Annotated in this window: 12 protein-coding genes; 7 read left to right on the top strand and 5 right to left on the bottom strand. The window is 50.0% G+C overall.

Annotated elements, in window-relative coordinates; genetic code table 11:
• Nucleotides 1-206: 206 nt before the first annotated feature.
• The 5 genes from MKY97_RS26420 to MKY97_RS26400 all read right to left on the bottom strand — a co-directional run bounded on the left by MKY97_RS26420 (nucleotide 207) and on the right by MKY97_RS26400 (nucleotide 3,557).
• Nucleotides 207-338: a hypothetical protein gene (locus MKY97_RS26420; protein ID WP_342553109.1), complete on the bottom strand. Its 132-nt coding sequence runs from the start codon at nucleotides 336-338 to the stop codon at nucleotides 207-209.
• A 173-nt stretch (nucleotides 339-511) separates the two neighbouring features.
• Complete coding sequence (locus tag MKY97_RS26415; RefSeq protein WP_342553108.1) at nucleotides 512-826, bottom strand: multidrug efflux SMR transporter; 315 nt, start codon at nucleotides 824-826, stop codon at nucleotides 512-514.
• On the bottom strand, nucleotides 826-1,182 hold the full coding sequence (locus MKY97_RS26410; protein ID WP_342553107.1) for a multidrug efflux SMR transporter: 357 nt from the start codon (nucleotides 1,180-1,182) through the stop codon (nucleotides 826-828). Before MKY97_RS26410 ends, MKY97_RS26415 begins: the two co-directional genes overlap by 1 nt.
• A gap of 5 nt (nucleotides 1,183-1,187) precedes the next feature.
• Entirely contained in the window at nucleotides 1,188-1,802 is a 615-nt protein-coding gene (locus MKY97_RS26405; RefSeq protein WP_342553106.1) for a TetR/AcrR family transcriptional regulator, read from the bottom strand.
• Between the two features lie 258 nt (nucleotides 1,803-2,060).
• On the bottom strand, nucleotides 2,061-3,557 hold the full coding sequence (locus MKY97_RS26400) for a phospholipase D family protein (RefSeq protein WP_342553105.1): 1,497 nt from the start codon (nucleotides 3,555-3,557) through the stop codon (nucleotides 2,061-2,063).
• A gap of 218 nt (nucleotides 3,558-3,775) precedes the next feature.
• Here MKY97_RS26400 and MKY97_RS26395 point away from each other — a divergent pair, with 218 nt between their 5' ends.
• From MKY97_RS26395 to MKY97_RS26365, 7 genes are all read left to right on the top strand, one after another.
• Nucleotides 3,776-4,723, top strand: a complete 948-nt coding sequence (locus tag MKY97_RS26395) for a MerR family transcriptional regulator (protein ID WP_342553104.1) — start codon at nucleotides 3,776-3,778, stop codon at nucleotides 4,721-4,723.
• Nucleotides 4,724-5,102: 379 nt separating this feature from the next.
• Nucleotides 5,103-6,653, top strand: coding sequence for a phytoene desaturase family protein (crtI, locus tag MKY97_RS26390; RefSeq protein ID WP_342553103.1), 1,551 nt, complete (start codon nucleotides 5,103-5,105; stop codon nucleotides 6,651-6,653).
• The gene (gene crtI, locus MKY97_RS26385) at nucleotides 6,650-8,113 is read left to right on the top strand and encodes a phytoene desaturase family protein (protein ID WP_342553102.1); all 1,464 of its coding nucleotides are present in this window, start codon (nucleotides 6,650-6,652) and stop codon (nucleotides 8,111-8,113) included. The genes crtI (MKY97_RS26390) and crtI (MKY97_RS26385) overlap by 4 nt, the downstream gene beginning before the upstream one ends.
• Nucleotides 8,110-8,982, top strand: a complete 873-nt coding sequence (locus MKY97_RS26380; RefSeq protein WP_342553101.1) for a phytoene/squalene synthase family protein — start codon at nucleotides 8,110-8,112, stop codon at nucleotides 8,980-8,982. Before crtI (MKY97_RS26385) ends, MKY97_RS26380 begins: the two co-directional genes overlap by 4 nt.
• Nucleotides 8,982-9,752, top strand: a complete 771-nt coding sequence (locus tag MKY97_RS26375; RefSeq protein WP_342553100.1) for a carotenoid biosynthesis protein — start codon at nucleotides 8,982-8,984, stop codon at nucleotides 9,750-9,752. Before MKY97_RS26380 ends, MKY97_RS26375 begins: the two co-directional genes overlap by 1 nt.
• Nucleotides 9,721-10,494, top strand: a complete 774-nt coding sequence (locus MKY97_RS26370) for a lysophospholipid acyltransferase family protein (RefSeq protein ID WP_342553099.1) — start codon at nucleotides 9,721-9,723, stop codon at nucleotides 10,492-10,494. The genes MKY97_RS26375 and MKY97_RS26370 overlap by 32 nt, the downstream gene beginning before the upstream one ends.
• 1 nt (nucleotide 10,495) lies before the next feature.
• On the top strand, nucleotides 10,496-11,656 hold the full coding sequence (locus MKY97_RS26365; RefSeq protein ID WP_342553098.1) for a glycosyltransferase family 2 protein: 1,161 nt from the start codon (nucleotides 10,496-10,498) through the stop codon (nucleotides 11,654-11,656).
• Nucleotides 11,657-11,737 lie beyond the last annotated feature (81 nt).

Here is an 11,737-nt window from a genome sequence, read left to right as displayed (position 1 = left end):
TATGGTCAAACTAAGTATAAACGATGTAAATGAGGGATTACAAATGTGCGCGATGCAGGGGGTGAAAACGAACCTAAATTCGACTGAGAGTGAACTGGAAAAAATGCATTGAACAGGCTCTGAAGCCTCCTCAGGACAAGAGAATGAAGAGGAAGCAAAGTTTAATGAAGTGGAGGCAGAGCGAAGGTAAGAGAAAAGAAAAGAGACTATGCTCCCTGAAAATCGAAAATAGCAAGCATGAGAACTGCTGCCAGAGAGACGAGATAGAAGAGTGCCAGTACTATCAAAATGGAGTACCCCGTGTATGCACTGATACGTACCAACCATTTTTTCTTCAAGTAATCCCCTCCTTTATTCCGCTGAGCTAACAAGATTTGCTCACGTATTACATTATATCCCAAACGGCCTATCATACCTAAAATATTCTACCTGAAAAATTGTACTTAAAAAAGACGACTTCCTGATTGAAGTCGCCTTTCGGAATGTATAATGAGCCTCATGCTGCATTACATTACGTAATAATTTTCAATCCAACCGCTGCCACCAAAATCATCGCAATGAACAGCAGCCGCTTCGCTTCCTTTCGCTCCCCAAACAGAAGCATACCCGTTGCGGTACTTCCCACCGTACCGATTCCTGTCCATACCGCATAGGCTGTACCCATAGGAATGGATGTCATGGCATAGGATAACAGCGAAAAGCTGAACACAAACGATACCAGCATCAGGACAATATAAGGCCAGCCCTTGCGCGTAGAAGCCCCGTTAATGCCGATGACCCCAAAAATTTCACAGATTCCCGCACCTACAATTGCAAGCCATGCCATTAGACGGCACCTCCTTTAACCTGTGGTTTCTGATTTTCCTGCTGGTCTGTTACCAGCTTCAGTCCAATGACGCCGCAGAGGAGCAGTCCGATCAGCAGCATTTTAGTCAAACGGAACGGCTCACCGAACAGCAGCATTTCGGTCAACACTGTACCGGCTGTACCAATCCCTGTAAACACGGCGTAGACCGTACCAACGGGCAGTCTTTTGGCAGCGGCAATAATAAGCCCGAAGCTGATCATAATGGCGATTGCTGTCAATGCCCATTCCCAGGCATTCGAGGCATGCTTCAATCCGCTGACCCAGACAATTTCAATGATTCCTCCTATAAAAACGTATAACCAGTTGCGGTTCATGATGTTTAATCTCCTTCTGGCACAACAGGAAGTGCCTCTTTATTCATGCTGTGTATTCCAATCCAAAAGACGGGCCAGGCCGCATCGAGGCGTCGTTTATACCGACGTGTGCTTCCGTAGATAATCTCAACCGTAATGCCATCAAGAAATGTCATAAAAGCGATGGCGGCCTGTTCGGCAGAAACAGGCGGAATATCTCCTTCGCGAATTGCTCGCTGCAGCAGTCTGGATAAAGTACGCTCCATCCCATCCAGAAATGGATACACCAGGTCCATCACATGACTGTACAGATCCGGCGGCGGATAATAACAATTGCGGAGCATCAGCCTGGCAGAAGCATGATCCTGATATTCCTGTTCAAACCACACCAGCAGTCCCCGCAGACGCTCTTCCAGCGGCAGGTGGGCATGATCCCGGAAATATTCCAGAGTGTGCCGACGTACTTCATGAAATGCATGGTCCAGCGTGCTCATAAACAGATCTTCTTTGCCGCTGAAATGCGCATATATAGAGGGTTTCTTAATCCCGACTTCATCAGCGATCGCTCTCAGCGAGGCCCCTTCGTAGCCGTCTCTTGCAAAATGAAACAGGGCTGCATCCCGGATAGAATATGCAGTCATTATATTCACCTTCCTAACGGTCGTTAGGTAACATTTTTTCACGATTCATATTATATGTCAAGAATGAAAATACATCCGCCGCACGTGAAGAGTGCAGACGGATGTATTTCGCTAAGTGGATAAATTTGAATTTTGTTGTGATATGAAGTCGTTATATAGGGCTCAGCAGATCCATTCACAAAACGGAGAGAACGGATAGAGCCTGAAAAGTGAACGTGTAAATACCCTTTTGTTCAACGGGTACAAATGCGCCGATCATCAGAAGGTAGTAAAGCCGAGAATAAGCTGCAGTTTGTACAGAATGCCTTTCAGGAAGGTTGTTTTCTCCTGAAACTCCTCCAGATTCAAGGTGAACTCGGCATCCTCGTTCGTCCAGATACGCTTGAAATAATTTGCAATGTCGACGGTAAATGCATTGTCTGCCGGGGCTGCAGCCCAAATGTTATTTTCCAGATTATAATCATTCAGATTCCGGGGGGTGAAATTGGTTGACCCGCCGAGTACGATATGATCTCCAGCAGCCTTCGCGATATACATCATCTTGGTATGGTACTGCTCTTTGGTGGTGTTGTACCAGCGAATCTGGATTTTTCCGTTCGATTTGTCATGCAGCTCAGCGGCCACAGGACGATTGGGGATACCGATCTTCTCCTGACCGAAGGCATTTTCGTTGGGATCAAGTATAAGCCGGATGTCGGCTCCTCGCTCCGAGGCGTCCAGTAATGCCTCCAGTACTTTGGGTGAAGCGATATAGAACATGCCCATCCAGATTGTATCCCCTTTTTCCGCTTGGCTAAGCTCACTCAGCAAAGCATCATTGACTTTGCCTTCGGTCAAATATCGCAGGCGAATAGGTCCATCATTTTCGCTCGGTTTCCCGGACGGGGAGGTCTCGGAAGTATCGGTATATGTGGGCAGCTGACCTCCACCGGATATATCGACAACAGCCTGCTCCGATTGAATGATATCACCAATGATTGGCCCGTTGACTTCAAATCCAATGTTGGAATGGTACGCGCTGGGATCATGAATGTTGCCTGAGGATACAATAGCCGTCTTTTCACTGGCAACCACCTTGCGGTGATTTGCCTTCACGTTCAGCAGTTTTAGATACGAACGCAGCGTGACATCGGGACCATCTGTCGCCATCAGGTTGGGAATCCACCCCTTCCCGGACTGACCAAACCACTGGAAGAACGTGCGCCAGACCGCAGAATACACCGGTGTAGAATCCCGTAGTGGATCATCATTAGTGACAACGACCTGTATGTCAGCCTGTTTCATCTCTTCCAGTAGTTGATTGGGAGCGGAGTTATAGTTGGTGTTTACTTCATCCGTAATGAACCAGATGTCCATGTCGGGATGCTTCATTTTTTTGGCAATGAGCGCATCGGTAAACTCTTGACTGACAGGTGGGAAGTTCTGCCCCTTGTGCTGGTAGTTGTTGAATAGAAACATATCAACCAGAACAAACTGTTCTGCATCCTCGACGACCTGCAGCATGCGCTGAAAAATCTGCTGTTCATGCTGCATCTGTCCATCGGAAGAAGGGTATGTGAGATCATGAAGGAACTCCATATTCTTCACCCGGTATTCCTGGCTTTCATAAGAGATGCCTGGCGGCAGCGGTTTATAGGTCTGATAGAGCATAACCGCAATAAGCCAAAGGATAAGTAATACAAGTGCTGTGCGTATGTATGGAAATTTGCCACGAGAAGATCTGCGGTCAGAGGTATGGCGGCGCAATGAAACCAACGGTGGATTCCCCCTTTTCTGTTTGCTGACGTTTATTACCACATGGATAGCGATGTTGACGCAGGAGACATGATTCGGATGTTGTGTGGGTGACATGAGGGTCTGTTACAGGCCGAATCAGGTAATTTGATTTGGATGAATCGACAGCCGCAGAGCCGTTGTGTATAATGAACGTATTATTTTTGTAGAACGTTTATGGAGAGAAAGTAGGTAATCGCGTGTATTCCATCAAACAAGTCGCTGCTATGCTGGGCATTCAGGCGGTCACGCTCCGGGCTTGGGAAAGTCGGTATAATGCAGTCACCCCTGAGCGGACGGATTCGGGTTATCGCATGTACACGGAAGAGAATATTGCGGATCTGCGCTGGCTGAAAGAACAGATTGATCAGCATCAGGCCAGCATCTCCGAGGCTGTACGCATGTTAAAGGTCAGGAAAGCGAATGTGCCCGATGCAGAAGCTGCTGCAGCCATGCCGATGGTTCCACCGGTACCTGTGATGGAAGAGGCTTATGCACAGATGGCAGATCAGATCTATGACTCTCTTTACCATTTTCAGGGTGAGCGTGCCAACGGTTTGATTGATTTTGGCTTCACGATGTACGGATATGACAGCATGTTCTACCATGTGCTCGTACCGATTCTTGTTCGGGTTGGAGACGCATGGGAAGAGGGGCGTGCAACGGTAGCGCAGGAGCACTTCATGACACAGCTGATTTCACAGCGGTTTTATCAGTTTTTCCATCTGTTCCCGATCTATCCGCATCTGCCCAAAGTTCTGGCTCTTTGTCCGGAAGGGGAGCATCACCAGGTTGGTTTACTGCTGTTCTCTCTATTTATGCGTAAAAATGGAGCAGAAGTCCTGTATCTCGGAGCCAATACGCCGGAAGAAGGGGTATTTCCAATCCTCCGTGAGCAGAAAATCAAATTAGTCTGTCTATCCATCACAAACCCTGGACTTGTTGAAGCTTGCGACCAGTTGATTGGCCGAATTCAGGACGAGTTCCCTCAGATCCGTTTCGTGCTTGGGGGCAAAGGGTTTGAACGTGCGGAGAATGCTCGTTACCCGGAGTGGATCATGCCTGAAGATTCGGCAGACTGGCAGTCTTGGATCGAACGAGAATATTTTACAGAACGACCGTTCGGGGCTGAACAGGCGAGAGGATAACAATTAAACATACGGCGACTGCTGATCGAACGGACATAAGGCGAACGTCGGTGGAATAGATTCATATATAGCGGACATCCTCTGATCGAAAGATCAAAGGATGTTTTTTTTGTGGTGAATAATGAGGATATCGGGACAAAGTTGAAAGATGATATTTTTCCTGTTAGGTGCCATTTTGAATGGGTTGTTCAGGACATTAGCGTATAAAAAGAGAATTAATTTGACCCGTCGGTCATTTTATGTTTTACTTGTCGTATAATATTTGTACATCATTTGTATAATGTTTTTCGGTTTAGCCGCTTAAAGTGTTACCGAGCGGTTTAATAATAGGTTAGGGCTTGAGAACTAGAGATATTCCCTACATAGAAAGGTGAGTGGCATGATACCGAATCAACAACGCAAACGTGCAGCTGTCATTGGCGCAGGTCCGGGTGGACTTGCAGCGGCCATGTTATTGTCCGGTCAGGGTTATGAGGTTGACGTGTACGAGAAACAGCAGGCCATTGGCGGACGTTCTTCCCGTCTGGAGCTTGGTGAATACAAGTTTGATCGCGGGGCTACGTTTTTGATGATGCCTCAGCTGATTGAAGAAATGTTTGACGTGGTCGGACGCAAGCTGTCTGATTATGTAGATATGAAAGAACTGACCCCGCTGTACGCTTTGAACTTTGGAGATAAGGTATTCACGCCTTCACGCAATCGGGAGGATACAGCAGCACAGATCAAGGAGCTGTTCCCCGGCAACGAAGAGAATTACCTCCGGTACATGCGGGACGAGGAAGTGAAGTTTGGCAAAGTCATGCCGCTGCTCCGCCGTCCATTTGGCAAACTCACCGATTATTTACGCAAAGATGCGATTACCGCACTGCCTAAGCTTGATATAAATAATACCGTGTACGGCATTCTTTCCCGTTATTTTACCGATGAACGTCTGCGCTGGGCATTTACGTTCCAGTCCAAGTATTTGGGCATGTCCGCATGGGATTGTCCGGGGACGTTTACGATTCTATCGTTTATCGAGCACCAATACGGACTGTTTCATCCAATCGGCGGCGTGAATCGGGTATTCCAAGCGATGGCCGATGTCGTTGAAGAGAATGGCGGACGTATTCACACGAGTACACCTGTGAAGCAGGTTATTGTTCGTGATGGTCGCGCAGAGGGTGTACTGCTTGAAAACGGTGAACGGATTGAAGCCGATCATGTCGTAGTCAATGCCGACTTTGCCCATGCAGTGAACCATTTGTTCGAACCTGGCGTACTTAAAAAATATACACCCGAAAAAATGAAGCGAAAAAAATATTCCTGTTCCACAGCGATGCTGTATCTGGGTGTAGATGGCGAGATCGGCCTGCCGCATCATTCGATCTATTTTCCGGAAGATTACCGGGTAAACGTAGACGAAATTACCAAACACAAAATACTGTCTGCAGACCCGTCTCTATATGTTCATAACCCATCGAGGCTCGATCCGACACTCGCTCCGGCAGGAAAATCTGCACTTTATGTGCTGATGCCGACACCAAACCTTACAGGAGATATCGATTGGGAGGCCGAACGAGCGAAAGTGCAGGAAGCTATGCTGAAGCGGCTCGAAGCGATTCCTGAACTGGCAGATATCCGTGGGCGCATTGAAGAATGCATGATGTTCACCCCGCTGGATTGGCAGAATGAACTGGACGTATACCAAGGGGCTACGTTCAACATGGCTCATAACCTGGGTCAGATGATGTATCTCAGACCGCATAATCAGTTTGAGGAATTGGAACGCGTTTGGCTGGTGGGCGGAGGTACCCATCCGGGCAGCGGCTTGCCGACCATTTTCGAATCGGCGCGAATCAGTGTCAGATTGATTCAGGAAGAGGATGCACGGAGACGTACCAAGCCATCCTCCTACGTGAAGACTGCCCGGGCCGGAGGACACTCATGAAGCGGGCTGCTGTTGTAGGTGCAGGAATTGGAGGGCTTACCTCAGCTTTGCTGCTGAACCGTCAGGGATGGGATGTTACGGTGTACGAGCGAGGCTCCCGCGTAGGTGGACGGATTGCTTTTGAACAGGAAGGGGATTACCGGATTGATCAGGGGCCAACGATTGTCCTGCTGCCCGAGATGCTGCTTGGCATTCTGGAAGAGGCCGGTGTCGATCGCTCCAAAATTGAGCTGCTGCGCTGTGATCCTTTATACCGGGTGCACTATCACAGTGGACGTGTTATGACCAAGATGACAGACCGGGTGGAGCAGACCGCAGAGATTGAACGGTTGTTCCCGGGAGAAGGTCGTGGATTCACGAGATTCATGGAGGATATGGATACGTTGTTTCCCGCAGGACGGGCAGCCTTTCTGGAGCAGATGTTTCCTCGCAAAAGGGACTTCTTCACCCCTTCGCTCATGGCGCTTATGGGCAGGCTGCGTGCGCACAAGAGTGTGCGGAAGGCAGTAGGGGATTATTTCGAACATGAAGAACTGCTCGATGCGTATTCGCTGCAAAGTTTGTATATCGGTGGATCGCCCTTTGGCACACCGGGCATTTATTCATTGCTTCCTTACGCCGAGCATGAGTATGGCATCTGGATGGTGAAGGGCGGTTACGCGGCTCTGCCCGTTATTTTGGAGCAGGAACTGCTCTCTCGCGGCGGCAAGATCAAGCTGAATACAGAGGTTACCGGATTGAAGATCAGCCATGGAGTATGCGAGGGTATTGAAACGGCTGAAGGTGCTGAAGAGGTGGATGCCGTAATCTACAACGGGGATTTTCCGAACTTGAGCGGGCTGCTCAAGCAGATACCGGAAGCACCCGTGAAACGCAAGCCGTATCGGCCTTCATCGGGATGTGTACTGATCTATGCTGGAGCAGACAAAAGGTGGGATGATGCCGCAGCGCATCAGTTTTTCCTGCCGCCAAGTCTGGATGGTAGTTTGCGCCAAGTGTTCAACGAGCGCCGCATTCCGGCGAAGCCATCCTTTTACGTATTCAATCCGGCTGCGGTGGACGAGACAGCTGCACCTCCGGAACAGAGCGTACTGTATTTTCTCATTCCGGTACCGGACGCAGAGGGCGTGCACTGGGAACAGGAGAGTGAGGCGCTGGCAGAACGGGTGCTTCAGGAAGCGGAAGAGCGGGGATTCCCGGGACTGCGTGCAGCGCTGCAGTGGAAAAAGGTACGTACACCAGCCGACGCCGCGCGTGACGGCCTTTATGGCGGAGGAAGCTTTGGCATTGCTCCTGTCCTGTTTCAGTCCGGAGTATATCGCCCGCAGCCTAAGCCGTTTCCGAAAATTCAAGGTTTGTACGCTGCCGGGGCTTCGGTACATCCAGGAGGCGGCGTGCCTATTGTGATGCAGGGCGCAAGGATGGCTGTCAATCAACTCATGAAGGAGATGGGGAAATGAACGAAGCAATTTTGAGCAGGTGTGAAGAGTTGATGCAGAAGGGCTCCTCGTCTTTTTATCAGGCATTTAAAGGCCTGCCAAGTCCCCGCCGCGAGGCGGTGTATGTTATCTATGCGTTCTGCCGCATGATTGATGACAGTGTAGATGAACCCGAACAATCAACATATACGATCCATGAGATTCGTGATTTATTTGAACACCTCGAAGAGGCGGAAGGACATTTTATCTGGCCGGCCCTGAGATGGCTGTTCAGCAGCTTCCCTCATCTGGACAAAGGCCCGTTTTTCCGTCAGATGGAAGGACAATTAACGGATCTGGAAGTGACCCATTATACAACGCTGAAACAGCTGGAACACTATTGTTATCTGGTTGCTGGAACGGTAGGGGAAATGCTGCTGCCTGTGCTGCGTAATGATAACGGTGCGGAAGTGGCGATGAATGGTATTGCACTGGGTAAAGGCATGCAGATCGTGAACATTATTCGTGACGTAGGTGAAGACCGGGCCAGAATGCGCCGCTATGTACCGCTGGAGATCATGGAGAAACACGGCTACTCCGAGCAGGACTGGGAAGACGGTGTTGTGGATGATCGATTTATTGCCATTATTCAGGATTTGAAAGATGCAGCTTTAAACTGGTTCCGGATCGGCATGGATCGTCTGGACACCTATCCGGTAGAGAGTGCCTTTTCGATTGAGTTAGCCGCGGCCTTCTATTCGACGATTCTGCACGCCGTGGAGCGTAACGACTACGATGTATACACGAAACGGGCTTATGTCAGCGATGAATTGAAACTGGAGATGCTGGGTGCGATTGTGAAACGTTATCCGATGCTGGCGTATCAAGCTTCCCGAATGGCGGTATCCTGATGGTTCAGTGGGTATACTGGGTCTGGTATGCCATCGGTGCCATCCTGATGCTTACGATAGGTGTGCCTGAGGCGTTATCTTTTTCCAATGGACTCTTTCTGGTGTTTTACGCACTTTGTGTACTGGATCTTATCTATCAGAAGCAAAATTACCGATCTGATCTGTCCGACCAGTCAGTCAAATGGCTGCGTCCCGGCCTCTGGATATCTTCTTTCATCATCTGGCTGGGCGGGATGGGCGTGGAATGGATCGGTGTACATACACACTGGCCTTTTGGCGAGTACGCTTACTCGGATTTCTTCGGCATACATCTGTTCAGCGTTCCGGTAACGCTTGGATTTGCCTGGATTGCCGTCGTGGGCAATTCGGCACTGATCAGCGGCGGCGGATCAACGTGGGGTGGTAAGTTAGTGCGAGCCCTCAAAACGGGATTTTGGGCCATTGTGCTGGATTTGGTACTTGACCCTGTGGCTCATGCAAGAGGATTTTGGGAATGGCAGGCTCCGGGCGGGTTCTATGGTGTCCCGTGGACAAACTACATCAGCTGGTTCATTATGGGCGCATTGCTGTCTCTCTTTTTGCCGGCTATGCCGAAGGATCGACGTTCTTTACTCCGGGCAAAATGGCTGTACCAGCTATTTATTCTTTTGTTCGGTCTGCTTGCCCTTAAGGAAGGGATAACAGGCAGTTTCATCATTGCCATTGCAGGTGTGCTGCTTGCTGAGGGGAGCTGGCTGTATGATCCGCGCCGCAAAGTCCAAAGCGTTTGACCGAGTCTTCTCGCTGTACAACCATTATTATTTGCTGCGCAGACATTTCCGTTCGTTTACGCTCTCGGGTTCGCTTGACCCGCAGATGATGGAACGTAATGGCGCGAAAGGGATGCTGCCTATGGCACCGGATCAGCCTGTTGTTTATTTCATGAACCACAGTTCGTGGTGGGATGGACTGCTGCTGTATCATGCGGCGAAGCAAACCTCGCGCGGGGATCATTATGTGATGATGGAGGAGCGGCAGCTTCGGCAGTATGCTTTTTTTCGCAAACTTGGGGCGTATTCAATTAATAAAGACAGTGCTTCTGGTGTGCGGACATCGCTGCAGTATACGAGTGAGCTGCTGGCTGCTGGCAAAAGGGTCTGGATTTTCCCGCAGGGTGAAATTCTTCATCAGGAGGCGCGGCCGATTCAGTTCCGTCCGGGTATCGGACTTGTGCTTCGTCGTTTTCCGCAGGCTGCTGCCGTGCCAGTCACCTTATGTCATGGCATGGTTCAGCATGACCTGCCGGAAATTTCAATGAAGGCTGGCCCACCAATCATGGAAAATTGGAACGTGTGGAAGAGTGAAGAGATCGCAGAGCGGCTGGGCATTGTACTGGAGCAGCAGCTGAATGATCACAGATCAGCGTTGATTCGACTTGGACAAGGAAGTCTACCGGATGCGAGGTCATTGATTCGGGGTATGCGTTCCACTAGCGAGAAATACGATAAGGCAAGAAAGCGGGTGAACCGATAACATGAATGGGAGTATGAGTACATCTGAAATGCTGTGGATGTGTCTGGCTGGATGGCTGATTGTGCAGCTGCTTTTTGCGTTATGGAATGCGGCCTGTCTTCCTAAAGTACGTTCATTCCGTAAAGCCAGCCTCCAGCCTCCCGATCTGCTTGTTTCGGTATTGATTCCCGCCCGAAACGAACGAATACATATCGAAGAATGTTTGGAAAGTGTGCTTGCCAGCCACACAGATGGGTTCCGCATGGAAGTGCTGGTACTGGACGACCGCTCGGAAGACGAAACCGCGGCTTTGGTTCAGGCCATCGCTGAGCGGGATTCGCGTGTACGTTTGCTTCGCGGTACAGAGCTGCCGGCGGGCTGGATGGGGAAGTCCCATGCCTGTCACCGATTGGTGCAGGAAGCGCAGGGGGACTGGTTTATGTTCGTGGATGCAGACGTTCGGGTCAAGCCGGATGCCATTGCGCAGACACTTGCTGCAGGGCGCGCGCAGGGCGGCGGTCTGGTTACCGGATTTCCCTATCAGGTCGCCAAGACCTGGATGGAAAAGCTCGTTGTGCCGATGATGATGTTTACGATCATCAGCCATCTACCCATTTTTATGATACGCAGGTCAGCAAGTCCGATGTTTGTCGCCGCTACGGGGGCTTTTTTGCTTATTCATCGAACAAGTTACGAAGCTTCTGGCGGTCATGCAGCGATTCAAGGGCATCTGGTGGACGATATGAGTCTTGCCAAAGCGGTGAAACGTGCGGGTCACCCCGTGCTGCTGGCAGATGTCCACGATGTGACGAGTACGCGGATGTATCAGAACGGCGGTGAGGTATGGAACGGGTACAAGAAAAACATGTATGAAGGCATGGGGCGCAAAGACGTGCTGCTGCTTGGTACGATGCTGATGTATTTCATGATGTATATGGTACCGCCGCTAGGTCTGGTGATAGGGCTGTTAACGGGAAATGATACCTCGATGATGTATGGATTCATAGGCACGCTGCTTGGCATGGCTGTAAAACGAGTATCCGATTATATCGGAGGTCAGCCGTGGTGGCTGGCTCTTTTTCAACCGATCAGCATGGCATGTGTCATTGCCATCGGTCTGGCCTCATGGCAGGCGGGTCGATCCGGTAAAGGATACGTATGGAAAGGCAGGCGGTACAGCTGATGCGTAATATACAGGGGAATGGAAATGGTGACGGTTCAGAAGATACAGAGAGAGACAAAGGTATAGGAGAAGGTAGAAAAG

The sequence above is a fragment of the Paenibacillus sp. FSL R7-0652 genome (assembly GCF_038595045.1).
Classification (GTDB): Bacteria; Bacillota; Bacilli; order Paenibacillales; family Paenibacillaceae; genus Paenibacillus.
The sequence above is the reverse complement of the archived record's forward strand: the minus strand, read 5'-3'. Positions and strand labels throughout refer to the sequence as shown.